The sequence below is a fragment of the Acidithiobacillus concretivorus genome (assembly GCF_018853445.1).
GTDB classification, from domain to species: domain Bacteria; phylum Pseudomonadota; class Gammaproteobacteria; order Acidithiobacillales; family Acidithiobacillaceae; genus Acidithiobacillus; species Acidithiobacillus concretivorus.
Map to the genome: position 1 here is coordinate 18,331 of NZ_JABELD010000015.1, position 19,004 is coordinate 37,334.

The 19,004-nt window shown below is 53.5% G+C and carries 20 protein-coding genes; 10 read left to right on the plus strand and 10 right to left on the minus strand.

The window, feature by feature from the left end:
- Positions 1-3: 3 nt before the first annotated feature.
- Positions 4-240, minus strand: coding sequence for a 50S ribosomal protein L28 (rpmB, locus tag HJG40_RS01805; protein ID WP_024892956.1), 237 nt, complete (start codon positions 238-240; stop codon positions 4-6).
- A gap of 119 nt (positions 241-359) precedes the next feature.
- Between rpmB and metG the strand changes: the two genes are divergently transcribed.
- Complete coding sequence (metG, locus tag HJG40_RS01810; RefSeq protein WP_215862619.1) at positions 360-2,414, plus strand: methionine--tRNA ligase; 2,055 nt, start codon at positions 360-362, stop codon at positions 2,412-2,414.
- Positions 2,415-2,424: 10 nt separating this feature from the next.
- Here the strand turns inward: metG and HJG40_RS01815 are convergent, their stop codons facing one another.
- From HJG40_RS01815 to HJG40_RS01830, 4 genes are all read right to left on the minus strand, one after another.
- Entirely contained in the window at positions 2,425-3,546 is a 1,122-nt protein-coding gene (locus HJG40_RS01815; RefSeq protein WP_215862620.1) for a 3-deoxy-7-phosphoheptulonate synthase, read from the minus strand.
- A gap of 135 nt (positions 3,547-3,681) precedes the next feature.
- Complete coding sequence (gene fumC / locus HJG40_RS01820; protein WP_215862621.1) at positions 3,682-5,055, minus strand: class II fumarate hydratase; 1,374 nt, start codon at positions 5,053-5,055, stop codon at positions 3,682-3,684.
- Between the two features lie 2 nt (positions 5,056-5,057).
- Positions 5,058-6,854, minus strand: a complete 1,797-nt coding sequence (locus HJG40_RS01825; protein WP_215862622.1) for a M3 family oligoendopeptidase — start codon at positions 6,852-6,854, stop codon at positions 5,058-5,060.
- A gap of 32 nt (positions 6,855-6,886) precedes the next feature.
- Positions 6,887-7,330 (minus strand): DUF1841 family protein, encoded by a 444-nt coding sequence (locus HJG40_RS01830; protein ID WP_215862623.1) that lies wholly within the window; start codon positions 7,328-7,330, stop codon positions 6,887-6,889.
- A 161-nt stretch (positions 7,331-7,491) separates the two neighbouring features.
- On the opposite strand from HJG40_RS01830, the gene HJG40_RS01835 reads away from it, so the two are divergent.
- Positions 7,492-9,195, plus strand: a complete 1,704-nt coding sequence (locus HJG40_RS01835) for a hypothetical protein (RefSeq protein ID WP_215862624.1) — start codon at positions 7,492-7,494, stop codon at positions 9,193-9,195.
- Between the two features lie 63 nt (positions 9,196-9,258).
- On the opposite strand, the gene HJG40_RS01840 is transcribed toward HJG40_RS01835, so the two are convergent.
- Complete coding sequence (locus HJG40_RS01840; protein ID WP_215862625.1) at positions 9,259-10,161, minus strand: alpha/beta hydrolase; 903 nt, start codon at positions 10,159-10,161, stop codon at positions 9,259-9,261.
- A gap of 83 nt (positions 10,162-10,244) precedes the next feature.
- Positions 10,245-10,739, minus strand: coding sequence for a group I truncated hemoglobin (locus tag HJG40_RS01845; protein WP_226856848.1), 495 nt, complete (start codon positions 10,737-10,739; stop codon positions 10,245-10,247).
- A 191-nt stretch (positions 10,740-10,930) separates the two neighbouring features.
- Here HJG40_RS01845 and HJG40_RS01850 point away from each other — a divergent pair, with 191 nt between their 5' ends.
- The gene (locus HJG40_RS01850) at positions 10,931-11,302 is read left to right on the plus strand and encodes a DoxX family protein (RefSeq protein WP_215862626.1); all 372 of its coding nucleotides are present in this window, start codon (positions 10,931-10,933) and stop codon (positions 11,300-11,302) included.
- A 32-nt stretch (positions 11,303-11,334) separates the two neighbouring features.
- Here HJG40_RS01850 and HJG40_RS01855 read toward each other — a convergent pair whose 3' ends face one another.
- Positions 11,335-11,901, minus strand: coding sequence for a 3-deoxy-D-manno-octulosonic acid transferase (locus HJG40_RS01855; RefSeq protein WP_215862627.1), 567 nt, complete (start codon positions 11,899-11,901; stop codon positions 11,335-11,337).
- Between the two features lie 123 nt (positions 11,902-12,024).
- Here HJG40_RS01855 and glgA point away from each other — a divergent pair, with 123 nt between their 5' ends.
- The 7 genes from glgA to HJG40_RS01890 all read left to right on the plus strand — a co-directional run bounded on the left by glgA (position 12,025) and on the right by HJG40_RS01890 (position 17,638).
- Positions 12,025-13,488, plus strand: a complete 1,464-nt coding sequence (gene glgA / locus HJG40_RS01860) for a glycogen synthase GlgA (RefSeq protein ID WP_215862628.1) — start codon at positions 12,025-12,027, stop codon at positions 13,486-13,488.
- A gap of 142 nt (positions 13,489-13,630) precedes the next feature.
- Positions 13,631-14,047 (plus strand): hypothetical protein, encoded by a 417-nt coding sequence (locus HJG40_RS01865; protein ID WP_024892945.1) that lies wholly within the window; start codon positions 13,631-13,633, stop codon positions 14,045-14,047.
- 56 nt (positions 14,048-14,103) lie between these two features.
- Positions 14,104-14,754 (plus strand): endonuclease III, encoded by a 651-nt coding sequence (gene nth, locus HJG40_RS01870; RefSeq protein WP_215862629.1) that lies wholly within the window; start codon positions 14,104-14,106, stop codon positions 14,752-14,754.
- The gene (locus HJG40_RS01875; RefSeq protein ID WP_215862630.1) at positions 14,733-15,809 is read left to right on the plus strand and encodes an FIST domain-containing protein; all 1,077 of its coding nucleotides are present in this window, start codon (positions 14,733-14,735) and stop codon (positions 15,807-15,809) included. The genes nth and HJG40_RS01875 overlap by 22 nt, the downstream gene beginning before the upstream one ends.
- Positions 15,800-16,714, plus strand: coding sequence for a L,D-transpeptidase family protein (locus tag HJG40_RS01880; protein WP_215862631.1), 915 nt, complete (start codon positions 15,800-15,802; stop codon positions 16,712-16,714). Before HJG40_RS01875 ends, HJG40_RS01880 begins: the two co-directional genes overlap by 10 nt.
- A gap of 247 nt (positions 16,715-16,961) precedes the next feature.
- Complete coding sequence (locus HJG40_RS01885; RefSeq protein ID WP_215862632.1) at positions 16,962-17,243, plus strand: type II toxin-antitoxin system Phd/YefM family antitoxin; 282 nt, start codon at positions 16,962-16,964, stop codon at positions 17,241-17,243.
- Positions 17,243-17,638, plus strand: a complete 396-nt coding sequence (locus tag HJG40_RS01890) for a type II toxin-antitoxin system VapC family toxin (RefSeq protein WP_215862633.1) — start codon at positions 17,243-17,245, stop codon at positions 17,636-17,638. The genes HJG40_RS01885 and HJG40_RS01890 overlap by 1 nt, the downstream gene beginning before the upstream one ends.
- A 103-nt stretch (positions 17,639-17,741) precedes the next feature.
- Here HJG40_RS01890 and HJG40_RS01895 read toward each other — a convergent pair whose 3' ends face one another.
- Positions 17,742-18,383 (minus strand): NrsF family protein, encoded by a 642-nt coding sequence (locus HJG40_RS01895; RefSeq protein WP_215862634.1) that lies wholly within the window; start codon positions 18,381-18,383, stop codon positions 17,742-17,744.
- The gene (locus HJG40_RS01900; RefSeq protein WP_215862635.1) at positions 18,380-18,946 is read right to left on the minus strand and encodes a sigma-70 family RNA polymerase sigma factor; all 567 of its coding nucleotides are present in this window, start codon (positions 18,944-18,946) and stop codon (positions 18,380-18,382) included. Before HJG40_RS01900 ends, HJG40_RS01895 begins: the two co-directional genes overlap by 4 nt.
- Between the last annotated feature and the right edge of the window lie 58 nt (positions 18,947-19,004).

The following is a 19,004-nucleotide window of genomic DNA, read 5'->3' on the forward strand; positions in this document are numbered from 1 at the left end:
TCCTCAGATTTTTTCGCCAGCAGCACGCAGTTCAGCCAGAACCGCATCAATGCCTTTTTTGTCGATAGTACGAATACCCTTAGTGCTCACCCGCATACGCACCCAGCGATTTTCACTTTCTACCCAGAAACGATGATACTGAAGATTGGGCAGAAAACGCCGGCGGGTCTTGTTGTGGGCGTGCGAAACATTGTTTCCGGCCATAGGCTTTTTGCCGGTCACCTTGCAAACTCTGGACATCAGATAAATCTCCCTGAAAAATGGCGCCCTTTATACCATGGATCAGCAGTGACTGCCAGCATCAAAAATCGCTCAACAGCATTGCCTGACAAGCGCTTCCCCTGTAATTTATGGCTACTATGACTAAACGCATCCTGATTACCAGCGCCCTGCCCTACGCCAATGGCCCGATTCACCTGGGCCATCTGGTTGAATACACCCAAACCGACATCTGGGCCCGCTATCAGCGGCTGCGCGGTCATGATTGTGTTTACGTCTGCGCCGATGATGCCCATGGCACGCCCATCATGTTGCGCGCCCAGAGTGAAGGCATCACCCCGGAAGCCTTGATCACACGCATGCATGAAGAGCATCTGCGCGACTTTACCGGCTTTGGCATCGGTTTTGATTTGTACCATAGCACTCACTCACCGGAAAACTTCGAGATATCGCAAGAGATTTACCGGGCTTTGCGCAGTGCCGACTTCATCAACATCCGCGAAATTGAACAAGCGTATGATGCTGTTGCTGGCATCTTTCTACCGGATCGGTTTATTCGCGGAACCTGTCCCCGTTGCCAGACAACTGACCAATATGGAGACAGCTGCGAGGTCTGTGGTGCTACGTACAGCCCTACCGACCTGATCAACCCGGTGTCTGCCGTATCAGGTGCCGTACCCGAACGTCGCCAATCCGAGCATTACTTTTTCCAGTTGGGAGATTTTACCGGGTTCCTCAAACAATGGATTCACAGCGGCACCCTCCAGGAAGAAGTCGCCCACAAGCTGGACGAGTGGTTCAGTATTGGGCTGGCCGACTGGGACATCAGCCGCGATGCACCCTACTTCGGCATCCCCATTCCCGATGCGCCGGGTAAGTTTTTTTATGTCTGGCTGGATGCTCTGCCCGGATACATGGCGGCCACCCGTCACTGGTGCGCCAGTCATGGTCGTGATTTCAGTGATTATTGGGGACCCGACGCCAGCGCCGAAATTTATCATTTCATTGGCAAGGACATTATTTATTTCCATGGCCTGTTCTGGCCGGCAATGCTCAAGGGCTCTGGACATCGTCTGCCTACCGGTATTTTTGCCCACGGACACCTGACCGTAAACGGCGCCAAAATGAGCAAGTCCCGAGGGACTTCCATCACTGCCGGACAATACCTGCAACATCTCAATCCCGAATTTTTACGCTATTACATTGCCACCCGGCTCAACAGCCATGTGGAAGATATTGACCTCAACCTTGAGGATTTCCTGCTGAAAGGCAATGGAGATCTGGTTGGCAAGGTCGTCAACCTGGCCTCACGGGCGGCGGGATTCATTCATCGCTTTTTTGCCGGGCAACTGGCTCCTTCATTGGGATCTGATCAGGCATTTTACGACAGCCTGCTGGACAGTCAGGAAGCTATTGGCGAGGCTTATGAAAGTCGTGAGTATGGCAAAGCCATGCGCGACATTATGGCGCTGGCCGACCAGATTAATGCCTATGTAGACCAAAATGCCCCCTGGGCTATGGCCAAAATCCCTGAACAGCGCGAAGCATTACATCGCGTTGCCACTGTGACTCTGAATGGCTTTCGCATTCTGGTGACTTTACTGAGCCCGGTTATTCCTGAACTGGCGCGCCAATCACTGGCATTTTTACAAACGGATCTCAGTTGGTCGGGACTCAGCCAACCCTTGCTGAAGCACAATATTCAGCCCTACACCCATTTATTGCAACGTATGGAAAAATCTCAGGTAGATGCCTTGATTCAAGTCCCCACAGAAGCAACCGGTACCCATAGTTCAGCCAAAAAACCAGAAAGCACCGGCAAAACGGCAGAAAAAGCGGTTGTTGCCGACCCCGGCACGGAAAGCAGCACCATCAATATTGAGGATTTTGGCAAGGTCGATTTGCGCATTGCCCGGATTGTCGCGGCAGAAGCGGTAGAAGGTGCGGACAAGTTACTGCATCTGACCCTGGATATTGGCGAAGAAAAAACCCGTTCGGTGTTTGCGGGTATCAAGAGCGCTTACGATCCGGCCAGTCTGGTAGGACGTCTGACGGTCATGGTGGCCAATCTTGCGCCACGCAAAATGCGTTTTGGCTTGTCTGAGGGCATGGTCATGGCCGCCAGTGGTCCGGCGGGGGGGCCTTTCCTCTTGTCCCCAGATGCCGGCGCCGAACCCGGCATGCGAGTAAAGTAAGCTTGCGAGCTTACTCCGCGACACCCTGAGCGGCAGCCAAAAGCACCCGCTCTTCGTAAGTTTCCCGGGCCAGACGGACATCTTCCAGAAACCAGGGTAATTCTTTCAGCAGTAAAGCCTGTGGACCATCCACCAAAGCGGTTGCCGGATCTGGATGAAAATCCACCAGGATCATGTTGGCCCCCGCCACGACTCCTTCTGCAGTAACCTGAAAAACCTCGGGAATTCCGTCCGGTCCGGCATCACGACTGCCCACGGAATGAGAAGGATCAATGCACACGGGCATCCGGGTGAGACGCTTCACGGTGGGCACCTGAGCAAAATCTACGAAATTGCGGTGGGGGTCACCGAGGTTGGTTTTCATGCCACGCAAGCCAAACACCACTTTGGTATTTCCTTCTGAGGCCAGATATTCTGCTGCGTTGAGGGACTCTTCCAGGGTAATGCCAAAACCACGCTTGAGCAGCACCGGAAACTCGGTCTGCCTTCCCACGGCCTTGAGGAGTTCAAAATTCTGGGTATTACGGGTGCCAATTTGGAGCATCACCCCGGTTGGATGACCGGTTTTTTCCAAAGCCTCACGGATTTCATCCATGTGCGACTCGTGGAGAATTTCCATGGCAATCACCCGCATCCCATATTTACCAGCAAGCTCAAACACATAGGGCAAACAGGCCTGGCCATGCCCTTGAAAGGCATAAGGACTGGTCCGTGGCTTGTAGGCACCCATACGCGTGCAGACCTGACCATTTTCCTGGAGCGCTTTCATCATCTGCTCAACGTGCTCAGGCGTATCTACCGCACAGAGACCCGCGAATACATTGAGGTTATCCTGCCCAAAATGAACGCCATTGTAATCAAAACCCTGAGCGCGATGATCGCCAGAATGCCGCCCGAGCATCCGGTATTCCTTGGAAACCCGAATAGCCTGCTTCACGCCGGGCAAGGCTTCCATGTCTTCCACCCGCAACTGCTTGGTATTACCGATCAGATAAATTTCGCTGAGTAACTGCTCGCTGCCCTGTTCCTGATGAATCCGGTACTGGATATCAGACATGGCCTTGAGACGGGTCAGCAACTGTTGAAAAACGGGCGACTGCTCCGCGAGATCTGCTTCTAAAATCAGGATCATGCTCTAAGTCCTCTTGCGCTGTCTGAATGCTGTTAGAAACCTAAAATGCCGGGCTCGGGACGGATTAGCCGGACCAAAGGATAACATGATCCGGCGATAATCCTCCATAACAGCGCCGGATCAGCATGTCTGGCCTTACAACATATCCTGCGGCTGCACCTGCGCGTCGAATTCTTCTCCCGAGAGAAAACCCAACTGAATCACCGCATCGCGGAGCGTACAATGGTTGCAGTGGGCGTGCTGGGCCACGACCGCCGCTCGCTCATAACCCATCACGGGGGTCAGGGAAGTCACCAGCATCAGGGATTTTTCCATGTTTTCCTGCAAGCGTTCAGTAACTGGCTCCAGACCATGCAGACAATGCTCGGCAAAAGACTGGGCCGCATCCCCCAGCAGCTCGATGGATTGCAAGATATTGTAGGCAATCAGCGGCTTGTAAACATTCAGCTCAAAATTTCCCTGGGATGCGGCGAAGGCAATGGCCGCATCATTTCCATAAACCTGCACGCAAACCATGGTCAGCGCCTCAGCCTGAGTGGGGTTCACCTTGCCGGGCATAATGGAAGATCCCGGTTCATTTTCAGGAATCTGCAATTCGCCCAGGCCCGCCCGGGGACCAGATGCCATCCAGCGAATATCGTTGGCTATTTTCAGCAAGGACATGGCAACCATGCGAAGACTGCTGCTCAGTTGCTGAAGCGCTTCATGACCCGCCAGTGCTGCGAAAAAATTGGCTGCCGGATGAAAAGGCAAGCCCAGTTCAGCATGCAAGTACGCACAAGCCTGTTTGGCAAAATCAGGATGGCAGTTCAGGCCCGTGCCCACAGCCGTAGCCCCCAAAGCCAGTCCATACAACCCGGGCAAAGCCTGCTCAACGGCTTGAATCCCGATTTGCAGCTGAGCCTGATACCCGGAAAACTCCTGACCCAGAGTCAGCGGCACAGCATCCATCAGATGCGTGCGCCCGACTTTGATCAGTGATGCAAATTGCTGGCTTTTAGCCGCCAGCAAGTTTTCCAGATGAATTAGCGCGGGCAGCAGATTTTGGTGCACAGCCAATGCAGCGGCAATATGCATGGCAGCCGGAAAAGTATCATTGGAAGACTGACCAAGATTCACATGGTCATTGGGATGTACGGGGTTTTTCGTGCCCCGGACCTGGCCAGCCAGTTCGTTGGCGCGATTGGCAATCACTTCATTCACATTCATATTGCTTTGGGTGCCGCTACCCGTCTGCCAGACCCGCAGTGGAAACTGTGCATCCCAGCGTCCATCAATAATTTCGCTGGCGGCAACCTGAATGTAATCGGCGTTATCCTTGCCCAAAAGACCCAATTCATGGTTGACCTGAGCGGCGGCACGTTTGATTCTGACCAGCGCATAAATAACGGCCATGGGCATCCGCTCGCTGCCAATGGCAAAGTAACTCAGGGAGCGTTGGGTTTGCGCCCCCCACAGCGCGGTATCTTCCACATCCACCAGACCCATGCTGTCTTTTTCCTGACGCATGCTCAACGGACTCCGGCCAGGGCTTCTGCCTCATCCACCATACTGGCGAGATAATCCAGGGCTTTTAACCACAAATCCGGATCTTCCAGATTAACACCGGTCTCTGCTACCACCTCGGCTGGGGCTTTACTGCCCCCAAGCTTCAGCATGGCAATGTATCCTGGCACAAAGCCCTGGGGATTTTCCCGATAACGCTGAATTAAAGCCAAAGTCAGCAATTCACCAAAAGCATAAGCGTACACGTAGCCGGGAGAGCCAATAAAATGCGGGATATAACTCCACCACCAGCGGTATCCGGGACTGAACTGGATACTGTCGGCAAACTGCTCAGTCTGGGTTTGCATCCACAGCTCGGCGAGCCTTTCCTTGCTGAGTTCGCCCTCGCGACGACGGGCATTGTGCATGACCACCTCAAAGCGATGCATGGCCATCTGCCGGAATACTGTGGCAAAGGTGTCCTCAATTTTACCGCAGAGCAAGGTCAGACGTTGCTGCGGGTCCTGCTCCTCGCGCATCAGCCGTTCAAAAGTCAGCATTTCCCCGAACACCGAGGCTGTTTCCGCTGTAGTCAGCGGCGTATCGGCATTCAGGTAGCCTTGCTCACGCGCCAGATACTGATGGATGCCGTGCCCCAGTTCGTGGGCCACAGTCATCACGTCGCGCACCGTACCGGTATAGTTGACCATCAGGTAAGGATGTACGTCGGGAGTCACCGGATGAGCAAAAGCCCCACCCCGTTTGCCTGGTGCCAGAGCCGCATCAATCCAGTGTTCGTCAAAAAAACGTTGACCGATGGCACCCAGCTCCGGCGAAAAATCGTGGACCGCCGCCAGCACAATACGCTGACATTCCGCCCAGTCGTAACGCCGTGCCGAGCTGGAGATGGGCGCATAGCGGTCATAGTCCATCAGCGGCGCCACCCGCAGCAGTTTCGCCTTGAGTCGATAATAGCGGGCCACCAGAGCGTAGCGAGACACCACGGCCGCCTCCAGGGCCTCAACCATGCTGTCGGAAATTTCGTTACTCAGATTGCGCTCACTGAGCCAATGGGGATATGAACGCAGCCGGTCGTCCAGGGCCTTATCGGCCAGAATGGCATTAAAACAGGTCGTCAAAGTGTGCAGGCGGCTTTCCAGCCCCTTACTCAGGGACTCTGCCGCATCATGACGTAGTGTCCTGTCGGGATTAGACAGCAGGGTCAGCACTTCCTGCTCGGTCATTGCCTTGCCGCGCAGATTAAAGCGCATCTCTGTCAGCGTTTCGTCAAAGAGGCGTTCCCAGAGTGCCCGACCAGTTACCCGCTTTTCCGAAAGAATCTGTTCTTCGCTCTCACTCCGCAGGTGACTGCGATATTGCCGCCAGTTGCGGAGCAGATGCGCCCAGTGGGCGAGCGCAGGATCCTGAAGTAACTGTTCGGCGCGATTTTCATCCACCGCATTCCAGGCAATATCAAAAAATATCAACTGATTGCTGACTTGAGTCGCGGCTTCTTCATAAGCTTGCAGCGCCGCCCCATACGCGGGCTGATCGGCATGGGTGACATAACTCAGATACCGGAAAGTCCCTACCCGACCCAAGCGTTGACGAATGGCCTCCAGGCTGTGCATGGCTGTGGCCAGGGCACCGGCATCCAGATCGCCCAAACCCGGTCGATACTGCCGGGCAAAATCCTCTGCTGCGCTGCTGGCCCAAAGCATATCGGCTTCCAGGCGCGGATCATCAGAGCCCGTATAAAGATCCTGCAAACGCCAGTGAATGCTTTCAGCGCCGGTTGTTGTCGATTGCACTGCTTTTACCATGAATTTTCTCCCAAATGCCCCTCAGGGCAGTATCAAGCCGGATCTGGCAACGCCAGTCCGCGCCGCACACAAGCCAGCAGGGTGCCCATATCCGGAGGCACCCCCGCCCTTTGTGCCTGCCACATCATCTCGCCCATACAGTCGACAAAAAGATGTTCGGCATCATGTTCACCCCGTTTTTCGCAGGCGGTCGCGTAAAGATTGACGATACCCTGTGGCTGATTCATTGCCAACATTTCCGCCAACCCCACATGCAGAGACATATGCAGAAAGGGATTGCTTTGCCCCTGTTCCGGGGAAAAATCCTGGTGCAATCCGCGTTCGGCATCTTCCAGCAAGGCCTGATACTCGGGGTGATCCAGAATGACGGCCACAATCCTGGTCTGCACGCCTTCGAGGGGCCGCCCCTCGCGAAAAGCCTGCCAACTGTCCAGAAAGATCTGCCGATATGTTTCTCGTTTACTGCCATAAAGCATAATAATTAGCCTGCAAAAGCCTCGTTGACGATGATAGGGCACACTGACATGGGTAGGAAAGGGACGCTTTTTGTGGTAAATAAGGCAAGTCTTAACAAAGCTTGCTTTGTTATATTAAAAGCACTTATCGCAGCATTATTTCAGCGGGAGATTAGCGCATCATGGCCAACGCGAATACAGTACCAGCAGCAGTAGTAAGTCTCAACGAACGCCAGTGGGAAGGGCTCGGAAAAGTCGGCGACGCCGCCCTGCAGGTGCAAAACATGCTGCAGATGCTGCGCGACGTCCTGAATGAGCTCCCTCAGGCCATCGACACAGACAAGTTGATGGAAACCATGCAGCCCTATATGGAGAAACTGCAGGGCATTTCCGAATCCCTACAGTCTTTCGTCAAGGGCAACTCAGATGAAGAGCCGCTGGATCGCCTGCGCGCGCTCATCAATGACGCCCAGCAAGCCGAACTGGACAAAACGCTCAAAGAAGTCCTGCAACTCCTCGGTAATCTACAACGCTCCGGATTTTTCAGCTCCATCGCAGCACTCAGCGCCGAGTTGAAGTGCCCCATCATCGGTGAGAATCCCGAAGAAATGGTCCAGAAAATCCATAGCAGCACGGCCACCATCCAGTACTGGGTAGAAAGTGCCAAGCAGGGTGTAGGTGTTGTTGGCAACATGGTTGGTCAATTGGACTTGCCCGACCGCCTTGATGAAATTCAGGAAATGGCCGACCAGTGGATCCAGATGGCCAAGCGCGCCCAGCGCCTGATTCAGGGTGATGCTCCCGATCTGCAGACCCGTCTGAGCGGTATGCTCGACATGGCCGAAATTTTGGGCGGGCAGATGAATATTGCCATTGGCACCCTGCGCGATACCATGCCTGAAGTTCTGGAAAGCGCCAATATGGGTAATGCGCTGGCCAGCATTGGTTCGGGCGGCAACCGCTGGATGCAGGTGGCCATGCGCGTTAAGCATCTGACCCAGGGTGACGGCTCAGTGGACATGGTCAGTCGGGTTGAGGGCTTGCTGGATCAGGTGGAACATCTGGCCGGTTATGCGGCCAGTGCCGGATTTTTTGTGCAAGCAGGGAAAGATGGTATTGGCGCCGTTAAGGGCATCATTTCTGACCTCGACCTTCCGGACAAGCTCGATGATATTGCCGAAGAGGCCGAAAAATGGCTGAAAATTGCCATGCGCGCCAAAGACCTGGCCCAGGGTGATGCTGACAGCCTTGCCGATCGCGTAGGCTCCCTGCTCAAAGTGGCCGAAACGGTAGGTGGTTCCCTGCAGTCTGCCGCTAAGGCTTTGGAAGCCAAAGGCATCCTTCTGGAAGAAATCATCACGCCGCGCGGCGATCTAAACATTGCCTTCGGTACCGGTGCGGATTTTATTGCCGAATTGTGGCATGACGGCACCATCCAGCACATTGGCAGCTCCATCAGCCAGGGTGCCCTGATCTGGATGGAAATTGCCCAGATTGGTTCCAAAGCGCTTAAGGGTGATGCAGAAAGTATCAATCATCGCATTAAGGGTATTGTTCAGGGCCTTCATGATGCCCATCTGATTGACATGCTACCTGAAGTATTTGCCCTGGTCGGCAACCTGCAGAAGGCCGGTCTGGTTGGCAAAATCAACATGGTCATGAGCAAAGTTGTGCCCATGATTCCTTCCGATGCGGTATTTGCCGGTGGCGTTGACAAGGCTGTAAAGGCGCTGGAACTGACCAAAACCGAAATGCAAAATGAAGCCAACAAGGGTGGCGGTATTTTTGGCCTGATGAAAATCGTCTTCGCCAAAGACACCCAGTACCTGCTCAAATTCTTCATTCGTTTTGCGACGATTTTCATGAAGTCGCTGAAAGCCAGTTAAGTTTTTCATTATTCCGGCTTCATTAAAGCCCCGGTCTGCCAACAGACCGGGGCTTTTTAATGGTTATGGTTGGACGCGCTGATCATGTCCCTCCTTGATGAAAGCCACCACATCGTCCAGCACCGGAGCCATCCAGCGTAATGGCTTGGCAAAAGCGCCAATCAAGGCTTCGTGATTTACACCGCGATACATTTTCAACTCGACACTGACCCCCGTCTTTTTCAGCATGGTCGCCAATACTTCCGTATTCACTTTCGGATTCACCAGATTGTCATGCACTGCAGCCCCTAAAAAAGTTCGGGGAATATCCGCATTATTGGCAAAATCAATCGGCATACTATTGGGGGGATAATCCGGGTAGAAAAATATGGGGCGGACCGGTTTATAAGTGATTGGATAAAAATTGTAGGGTCCTGCCAATCCTATCCAGCCGCTAAAAATATCCGGCTTGAGTCCTACTGTTTGCAGCCAGCGCGGATCCATCACCAACATGGCGGCATTATAGGCCCCTGCACTATGGCCCATGATATAAAAATTCTGGGTATTGCCACCAAAAGCGGCGATGTGCTGATAAGTCCAGGCTACAGCACGTGCATTATCTCTTAAAAAAGCAGGATAACGTACCTGTGGATAAATGCGATAATTGGGTATGACCACCACCAAACCACGGGCGGCCAGAGCTTCTCCTACAAACTTGTATTCTTGCCGGTTGCCGCTATCCCATGCCCCGCCGTAAATAAACAGCACCACGGGATAGCCTCCTGCCGGTTCAGGATAACCATCCTTGGGAACGGGTTGATAGACATCCAGATGCCCGCGTGCCTGATGCTGATAACAAATACCCTGAGTAACCTTATAGGTATTTGTTGGGGTAAGACGATTGATAATTTGCAGCGGAGAACAGGCAGAAAGAACGCCCGTCATCCCGGCAATAAATAATTTGCTCATTCTCACAGCTAAGGACATGATTGGTCATCCACAGATAACACCGACAATTTAAAAGTAAACCCAGTCTTCAGGACCTGATTGAATAACCAATCTCTCGTGTATTAACCCAACGGACCATTGGCCGTAACGATTTGTGGTTCCATGGCTGCCAGTTGCGCCAAAAGATAGTTCTGCGCAGGTTTGGCAATATCACGCTGATCCATCGCCTTGATCATATCCTGTGCCAAATAATTGAATGCTGCTGTGGTAACGTGCAAGCCCTTGTGTACTGCAGTCATGGTCGGGCCAGTGTAGGTACAGGGTCCACCAACCACTTCGCAAACCTGTTGCGTCAGATTATATTTCAGGGCCTTGATGTTGGTATGGGCAAAATAATAATTAATATGGGGATCTGCCGCCACATAACCAACAAACGTATTAATGAGCGCTTTAACCCCGGACTTGCCACCAAAAGCATCAATATGATTTTGAATCGGCATTTTGATATCTGCCCGCTGCACCGATGCAGCACTCGGAGCGGCCTCCGCCAAAGGAGCCACGAGGCTCACAGCCAATCCTGCCATTAACACCGCAATTCCTGATCTAAAATATTTCATTAAATTCTCCTTAACACCGTTTTCAGCTTCAACAGGGAGGCAACAGCCTCGACATATAATGAATACGTATTTTTTGCGCAGACGGATGCAGCAGAATTTTTTGCATCCAGGTCAGCATATTCCACGTAATCATTGCCATGACAGAAATATGACTATCTGGCCTGAAAAAATCACTAGAACAGGGAGCATTGGTGAAGAAGATAATTTTGAGTTTTGTATTCATATGGTTTTTTATCGGTAGCCTGGCACATTTTATCTTTACAGGCGGCGAAGCAAAAATAATTCCGGACTACATCCCCTGGCATATGGCCGACGTTTATGTGAGCGGTTTTCTTGAAATGCTCGGGGCCTTGGGGTTGCTATCAAAAAAGACCAGACCCTATGCCGGGTTTGGTCTTTTTTGTTTAACCATTGCCGTGACACCGGCCAATGTTTATATGGCAATGCATGCATCAAAATATCCAGATATAGCTCCCTGGATACTCAATACCCGGCTCGTTTTTCAACTCATTTTTTTGTGGCTGATCAGCTGGTCCAGCGAAATAAGATGGCGTCTTCACTAGCAGGGTGAGCAGGTAGCCATCCTGAAATATCCTTAACCGTGCTGCTGCCACCACTCCCGCGCCTTTTCAGCCGCAGCTTTTGCCGCAGCAGGATCAGTCAGCCATGCCTTGGCAAGATCAATCAGCTGATTATTATCCTCCGCCCAAACGGCTCCGCCTGCGGCCAGCAATCCTTGACGTAACGCATTATCCGGCGTTTTTGGACCCAGAATCAGCGGGCAGCCATCGGCAATGGGTTGGGCAAGGTCGACAGCTCCACCCATCAGCGTACCTCCCGGCACACAAAAATCGGCGCAGGGATAAAAGGCATCGCGAACATCGACTGTTTCCACAAAATATACCCGCGTCTTCAGCGGTACATAACTGGTAAACAGACGGCTGTGGCGAATAGTCTGGAGATGATACTTGATCGCGTCGCGGTATACCGGTTCATAACGCTCTTCACGATCTGGGGCAAGAATCATGATGCCCATTTTCACCCGCATCAGGGACAGAAAAATTCCGTAGGCTTCGGCGTCCTCGCCTTCGTGCAAGTTGGGAAAGTACACCACACAGCGTCCCCGATCCCGATATTCCTTAAAGCGTTCGCACCATTCCATACTACGCACTCCTTACCTGCGGATTTATGTATTGGAGGATCATAGGCGACCTGAAGCCATCATTCAAAAAGTGTTTTGTGATATGTTAGCAACAAGTCACTCATTGAAGAACCTGAAACCTCTATGTTGCAAGTCCTGTTCGTGCTCTCCGAAATGGTTCCCTACTCCAAAACTGGCGGCTTGGCCGACGTCGGAGGCGCTTTGCCACTGGCTTTGCAGCAACTAGGCGTTGATGTACGGATACTGGTCCCTTGGTATGGCCGTCCGGATCTGAATGAAATGCACAGGTTCTGTTCGGTGAATACGCCTTATAGCCAGGAAGCTGCCGAACTCTGGATAACGCCGAACCGGCCCGGTATTTTTTTTCTGCGTTATCCCGACTATTACGAGCGGGACGGCGGTCCCTATCAAAATGCGCAGGGTCAAGATTGGCCGGACAATCCGCGCCGCTTCGCTTTGCTGAATCGAGTAGCCGTAGAAATGGCTCAGGGTCGTGTCTCCGGTCTCGACTGGCGGCCCGATCTGGTTCATCTGAATGACTGGCAGACCGGCCTCGTCCCTTATTTGCTCGATCTTGAAACCCGAATAGGAAGCCCGCGACCGGCCACACTGTTCACCATTCACAACCTCGCCTATCAGGGCCGCTTTGATTCCGCCATCATGGCAGAATTACATCTCCCAGCTGAAGATTTTCATTGGCAGGGAACCGAACTTTACGGGGCTTTTTCCTTCATCAAAGCGGGCTTGATCTACAGTGACCAGATCAGCACGGTCAGTCCTACCTACGCCCGGGAAATCCAGACAGAAGCCTTTGGTATGGGACTGCAAGGTCTCCTGCAGCAACGCTCCGCGCAGCTCACCGGTATTCTTAACGGGGTAGATGAAGTCCACTGGAACCCCCGTGCTGATCCTTATCTTCCTGCCCACTACAATGCCCGCAGCATGATTGGAAAAAGTCAGTGCAAAGCCCAGCTGCAGCAAAGTCTTGGCCTTGAAGCCCAGCCCGATGTTTTCCTGCTGGGCATGATCAGTCGGCTGGTAGAGCAAAAAGGCGTCGATATGGTTCTGGATATTTTGCCCGATTTGCTCCAGCGCGGAATGCAGGTGGTTATTCTGGGCAGTGGCGAGAAATACTTTGAAGAGCGGCTCCAGGAACTGGCGGCTGTTTACCCGGGTCGCCTTGCCGTGCGCATCGCCTTTGACGAAGGGCTGTCACACCGGATTGAAGCGGGTGTGGATGCTTTTCTCATGCCCTCGCGCTTTGAGCCCTGTGGCCTCAACCAAATGTATAGCTTACGTTATGGGACGCTGCCCATCGTCCATCATACCGGCGGACTAGCCGACACCGTCGTCGATGCCGGCGACTTTGCCCGGGATGTAGAACGCAACGGCTTCGTATTCAGCCTTGCCCATAGTGATGATCTCCACCATGCAGTCCTCAGGGCTGCAGCTTTGTACCGGGAAAAATCCGCATGGCGGCATCTCCAGAATCAGGCCATGGCCGGGAACCATAGTTGGGAACACGCCGCCTTGTCTTACCTCGCGCTTTATCATCTGATTCTGGAGCGCCGCAAATCTGTGCAGTAAATTCTGGCCGCCTCATTTTGAGAAGAATCAAGCGGTCATTGGAGATCATTATCCCCACAAAAAAGCTTTTGCGTTGCACCGGAGCCATAAACCGCTACAATGCTCCGATGACTTTTTTCCCACATGCATGAGGAGTCGCACGATGTCAGGTCATTTTCCCTTTTCCGGCAAAGCCAACCGCGTTTCTGTGTTTGCCTTTTTTGAAGCCCACAACTGGAGCATTGAAGCCCAGGAAAAATACTTTGAAGAATGGTACAAATGGGCCAAGGATTACGTCATGAATGACGCCGATCTCAACGCCGCCAAGGGTGTGCTTTTCGCTAGCGATCATTTTGGCACCCACGCCGATCATGACTTCCATCTGCATGGTTATGCCATTGCTACGCGCATGCTGGATCTGGGTGAACTCATCAAAGGCAGCATTTTGCCCAAGTTGGACCATGACATGCTGCATGCTCTGGAACATGACCATGAAGAATGGATTGCCGCAGCCAATGCCGTAGCAGCCAACCATCCCCGTGCCGAAGCGCCCGAAATCGGTCGTTATCGTCACGTTTAAGCCAAATAATCGGGGGCCGGATCACCAGTTCAGCCCCCAATTTTCAAATTAGCGCTATGGATGCCAAACACATCAAGCAGTGCTTTGTCGCACTCCGCGCCAGCATCCCCGAACCCAAAACCGAATTGCAGTATGCCAGCGCCTTTCAGTTGCTGGTAGCCGTAGTTCTTTCCGCCCAGAGTACCGACAAGGTGGTTAATTTGTGTACGGCGACTTTATTTGCAGAAGCGCCCGATGCCTTCAGCATGGCCGCACTCGGTGAAGAAGGCATTAAAAATCATATTCGTCGCCTCGGACTTTTCAATTCCAAAGCCCGCCATGTGCATGGGCTGGCCGAGCAGCTGATTGCTCAGCATCACGGCGAAGTGCCCGCAGATCGTCATGCTCTGGAAGCACTACCCGGCGTGGGTCGAAAAACCGCCAATGTGGTACTCAATACCCAATTTGGGCAACCCACCATCGCTGTCGATACCCACATTTTCCGGGTAGGTAATCGTATAGGCATTGCTCCAGGCAAAACCCCCCTCGCCGTAGAACAGGCTCTGCTCAAAAAGGTTCCTGCTGCTTATATTCAGGATGCTCACCATCTGCTCATCCTCCATGGCCGCTATACCTGTACGGCACGCCGCCCGCATTGTGAACGCTGCGCGCTGTTCAGTTGCTGCGCCTGGCCTGACAAGGTACTGTGGGCCCATCAAAGCCAGTAGCCAGCGGCTTCGCACGCGGTAACCGGCCAGCCGGAGAACTGCTTCAGTCGGCCATTGCCGAGGCCCGCGAAAAACTCTCTGGTGAAGCCATCACTGCCGCTTTGTTTTTGTTCAGTCCCACCCTTGCTCCGGTGAGTCCTGCATTACTGCAGTCCCAGATGCGCGCACTGTCCTGCCTGCAAATTGCGACAGGGACCTTTCCGGGGGTATTTACCGAAAGAGATGCGGCGTTGGGGGAAAATGCCTGTGCCGTTCTCCTCCTGAGCGCGCCGCTGGGTTTTACGCCCCAGCTTCCCGACGCCGACTTGGCGACATTTTGTTGGGGAAGGCTGGAGCACCTCCAGGGCGAATGGTTGCAACAATTACCCCGCTTTGGCAGTCTCAGCAGTCGCAGTGGGCGCTTCTGGTATCAAGCTAGCCCACGGAATATTCTGGAAATTGCCTTTCAGGGCATCCAGCCGCCCCAAAGCGTCTGGTCCGCAGGACTGCGTACCCTGAGTGCTCCACTCCCGGTTCATCTTCAGGAAGGTAGCTTGCTGCTGCAGCTGGAACGTTATCTGGCGCTTCCCCTGCTGGCCCAGAATATTCCAGTCAGCATTCGCAAAGACAGTCGTCTGCCCCTGGAACGCCTGCTCATGGGGGAGATTCGCGCAGATGCTGATCCTGGTGCTCCGCCGGAATTACTGCACATTCGTGCCACCGACCTGAATCGAAGCGGGCTCTGGCTGGAAAGACCACTGGCGGAAAATTCACGGGCCTTTCTCAGCCTGCGCGATCCTGCCATTGCCGAGCGTGACACCCGCATCGCTCTGGAACAATTATCCGCCAGCACCCAAGAGCCCACCTTTGCCTGGATTTCCAGCTCCATTGGTCGGGATGCGGCATTTTTTGGTCAGGAAGATCAAGATCTGTGTATCTGGCGCGAGCAATATCCCGATTTGCCCATGCTGGGGGCCTACGGCATGGGCGAACTGTTTCCGCATCAGCAGCGCAGTCATTTTTTGCGCTATGGTAAAATTTATACCCTGTTTTCAAGGACAGACATATGCCCATAAATCGATCCGCAGTTATCCGGTCTTTTTTCGGTTTAATGCTGATCGTCTTGAGTGCTCCCGCCTGGAGCAGTACGTATCTGCTGCCACCCCCTGGAGACAATATGGTCGGTGCTATCCAGAGCATCAGCGCCCGACATGAAGACACACTATCCGACATTGCCCGTAAATATGACCTGGGTTATGACCAGATTACTGCCGCAAACCCACAGGTGGACCCCTGGTTACCGGGTGCTGGTACCCGTATCATTCTTCCCGGCGAATATGTGCTGCCCGATGCCCCACGTCAGGGCATAGTGATCAATCTGGCGGCCATGCGGTTATTTTATTATCCGCCCACCGTCGCTGGACAGGCCCCGGAAGTCATTACCTATCCCATCGGCGTAGGTCGCGAAGGTTGGGGGACCCCCTTGGGCAAGACCCGCATCACCACCAAAGTGGCAAACCCCAGCTGGACACCACCGGAAAGCATTCGCAAGGAACATGCAGAAAAAGGAGATCCTTTGCCCGCAGTGGTTCCTGCCGGCCCCGACAATCCACTGGGACTGTTCGCCCTGCGCCTGGCCATCCCCGGCTATCTGCTCCATGGCACCAACAAGCCCTGGGGGGTCGGTATGCGCGTCAGTCATGGCTGCATCCGCCTCTATCCTGAAAACATCGAAGCACTATTTGCGCGCGTTCCGGCAGGAACTCCGGTCCTGATTGTCGATCAACCCTGGTTACTGGGCCATGATGGCGGACATGATTACCTGCAGATTTACGGGCAAATGGCCGATCGCCCTTTCGAGCAGGTCCAAGGCTCCTTTACAGACTGGCTCAACCGACATTTGCCCGCTGGCAAAGCCATTGATTCGAACGTAGCCAGACGCTGGTTAAAGGCCGCGACGGGAATACCGGAACCGCTGTGAAAATAGCGCAGCGCGAGTAATACGTTGCGACTGGCCAGCTTCGAGCGTTCACGATCACACCGGATCTGTCCACGAGATTCAGGATACCTCATTCTCGCTGCATGGGGTTGTCAATATCACCGATAGCTTGGCCGGCGCCAAAATGGACAGGGCTGACCGCGTAGAGGAAAACAGCAGCTTTTTTTTCGAACATGGTCTAGAATCCTTGTAAGTTGGTCAGATATAAGGTCCGATAACAATGGAAGTGGTGAATATTCATGTAGTGAAAGCCCAGCTATCCGTATACCTCGGCAAGGTAGAGCGAGGCGAGACCGTGATTATTGCCCGTCGTAACAAGGCGATTGCCGAGTTGCGACCGATTTCGGCAACCATCCCGGCCAAGAAAAGTCGGCCCATGGGCTTGGCTAAAGGTAAAATACATTGGGCCGAAGATGCCTTTGCTCCCTTGTCCGACGCGGAGCTGGCCGATTGGTATGACACCCATCGAAATGATCCGCTGCAGTTCGGGGCAACACCGGACAAAACCTGATGATGCTGCTGCTGGATACTTGTACCCTGATCTGGTGGTTGGCACAGACAGAAAAGATTCCGGCTACTGCGCGCAGCCATATCGCCGAGGATGCGGAGGTTTGTATAAGTGTGGTCACCATTTGGGAAATTCTGGTGAAGCACACGAGCGGCAAGCTGGTTATCGAGAGCGGTTCCGAATCGGTTTTTGACTATATGCTCCGCCAAATCGATGCAGTGGATTTTCGACGCATAGCGCTGTCCGATACCGACCTGCGTCATCTTCCGCAACTACCGCCCATTCATCGGGATCCTTTCGACCGCATGCTGATTTGTCAGGCCATCGAACGTGGACTGACCTTGGTCACCCCTGACCCCGCTATCAGGCAGTATCCCATTCGTACACTTTGGCTGTGAGGTGTGGTGCATACTTTTCTGGCCAGAAGCTTCCGAATGGAAACGCCTGACACCATTAAGCTACCCAATACCGCCCCCTGGGGGTTGTGCGGCAACAGGCGCATTACCAACGCAACAATGTTTCCCCGAGTAGTGCACCGAGCACGGTGGGAATCAAAATCCCGAGTAAATACCAGGTGCCGATAAACGGCGCGCCCATTTCAGGGCAATGCAGACTGTACACAACGGCACCCCAGCCTCCAGACATCAAACCAACAGCAGCACCCGCCAGCCCCAATTGGGTGGGCGCCAGGCTGCGCATGGCCCATAGCAAGGCAATGAAAATGGGCGCGGACAGCATCGTGATCAACAAGGGGCATTCGTACCAGGTTTCACCGAGCAGCATGTGCCAGCGCTGAGAAGACGGTTCGTACGCCACCAGAATCAACGATAAAAGCCAAATGAGGCCGATCGGGAACGCCATGGCCCAGAGCGTGCGGTTGATTGTCCCTTCCGGGCGCGCGACTTTCTTGACAGCAATCAGCCCAATCGTCCCCATGCTGAACGCGAATGCGAGTTTCACCCAGAACATGGGCAGCATACTTGCCGATTCAAGATCGGGGCGCAGCCCTAAAGCAGCCAGCATCAGGCCAAATGACACAAATAACCCGATGCCTAAAGCAATGCTGAGTCGTTTGGCGACAACATGACGGGGTACGGCTACATCGCCCTGGGCCAGCATGAGAATCAAATCGTCCGTTTTCATGGTTTACCTCGAAATAACGTATGCAGTTTTTTGAGCCCTCGATGAACACCTACCTTGACAGCCGACTCCGTAAGACCGGTGCGCTCTGCGGTTTCAGCCACCGACAGACCTTCTAACTTGGTCAGAATAATGGGCAGTCGCATTTGATCGGGAAGGTGCGAGAGCATGGTGTACACATCGCGCTGCGCGTCTGCGGCTTCGTTGTCGGATGGCGTGAAGAGTGTCGTGTCATCATCGAGTGGATCATTTCGTTTGTCGTAGCGCTCGTGCCGTCTGAGCATGTCAATCAGTTTGTATTTGGCTACGGCATAAACCCAGGCCGTGGCCGGTTGGTTCCGATCATAGGTATGGCGTTTATTGTGGATGGCCAGCAAGGATTCCTGTACCAGATCTTCCACCGCATCGGGCAGGGATGCCAAGCGCCGACGAAAATAACCGCGCAATAAACCCGCCAGCTCCTTGAGAAAAAGTTGATACGCCTTGGCGTCTCCGTCGAGGCTGCTGAGGAGCAAGGCGCGAACGTGCTTCTCGGTCTCACTTACCTCGATTGGCTCATCAACCATGGAAGTCCACGCAATACCGTCTTGAAACGCGATCGGTTCGATGAAGGTCGGCGTCATT

What these genes read in the sequence shown, in the direction of transcription:
- rpmB (WP_024892956.1), bottom strand. Translation starts at nt 240, where the DNA reads ATGTCCAGAGTTTGCAAGGTGACCGGCAAAAAGCCTATGGCCGGAAAC.
- metG (WP_215862619.1), top strand. Translation starts at nt 360, where the DNA reads ATGACTAAACGCATCCTGATTACCAGCGCCCTGCCCTACGCCAATGGC.
- HJG40_RS01815 (WP_215862620.1), bottom strand. Translation starts at nt 3,546, where the DNA reads ATGATCCTGATTTTAGAAGCAGATCTCGCGGAGCAGTCGCCCGTTTTT.
- fumC (WP_215862621.1), bottom strand. Translation starts at nt 5,055, where the DNA reads ATGCGTCAGGAAAAAGACAGCATGGGTCTGGTGGATGTGGAAGATACC.
- HJG40_RS01825 (WP_215862622.1), bottom strand. Translation starts at nt 6,854, where the DNA reads ATGGTAAAAGCAGTGCAATCGACAACAACCGGCGCTGAAAGCATTCAC.
- HJG40_RS01830 (WP_215862623.1), bottom strand. Translation starts at nt 7,330, where the DNA reads ATGCTTTATGGCAGTAAACGAGAAACATATCGGCAGATCTTTCTGGAC.
- HJG40_RS01835 (WP_215862624.1), top strand. Translation starts at nt 7,492, where the DNA reads ATGGCCAACGCGAATACAGTACCAGCAGCAGTAGTAAGTCTCAACGAA.
- HJG40_RS01840 (WP_215862625.1), bottom strand. Translation starts at nt 10,161, where the DNA reads ATGTCCTTAGCTGTGAGAATGAGCAAATTATTTATTGCCGGGATGACG.
- HJG40_RS01845 (WP_226856848.1), bottom strand. Translation starts at nt 10,739, where the DNA reads ATGAAATATTTTAGATCAGGAATTGCGGTGTTAATGGCAGGATTGGCT.
- HJG40_RS01855 (WP_215862627.1), bottom strand. Translation starts at nt 11,901, where the DNA reads ATGGAATGGTGCGAACGCTTTAAGGAATATCGGGATCGGGGACGCTGT.
- glgA (WP_215862628.1), top strand. Translation starts at nt 12,025, where the DNA reads ATGTTGCAAGTCCTGTTCGTGCTCTCCGAAATGGTTCCCTACTCCAAA.
- HJG40_RS01865 (WP_024892945.1), top strand. Translation starts at nt 13,631, where the DNA reads ATGTCAGGTCATTTTCCCTTTTCCGGCAAAGCCAACCGCGTTTCTGTG.
- nth (WP_215862629.1), top strand. Translation starts at nt 14,104, where the DNA reads ATGGATGCCAAACACATCAAGCAGTGCTTTGTCGCACTCCGCGCCAGC.
- HJG40_RS01880 (WP_215862631.1), top strand. Translation starts at nt 15,800, where the DNA reads ATGCCCATAAATCGATCCGCAGTTATCCGGTCTTTTTTCGGTTTAATG.
- HJG40_RS01890 (WP_215862633.1), top strand. Translation starts at nt 17,243, where the DNA reads ATGATGCTGCTGCTGGATACTTGTACCCTGATCTGGTGGTTGGCACAG.
- HJG40_RS01895 (WP_215862634.1), bottom strand. Translation starts at nt 18,383, where the DNA reads ATGAAAACGGACGATTTGATTCTCATGCTGGCCCAGGGCGATGTAGCC.
- HJG40_RS01900 (WP_215862635.1), bottom strand. Translation starts at nt 18,946, where the DNA reads ATGGTTGATGAGCCAATCGAGGTAAGTGAGACCGAGAAGCACGTTCGC.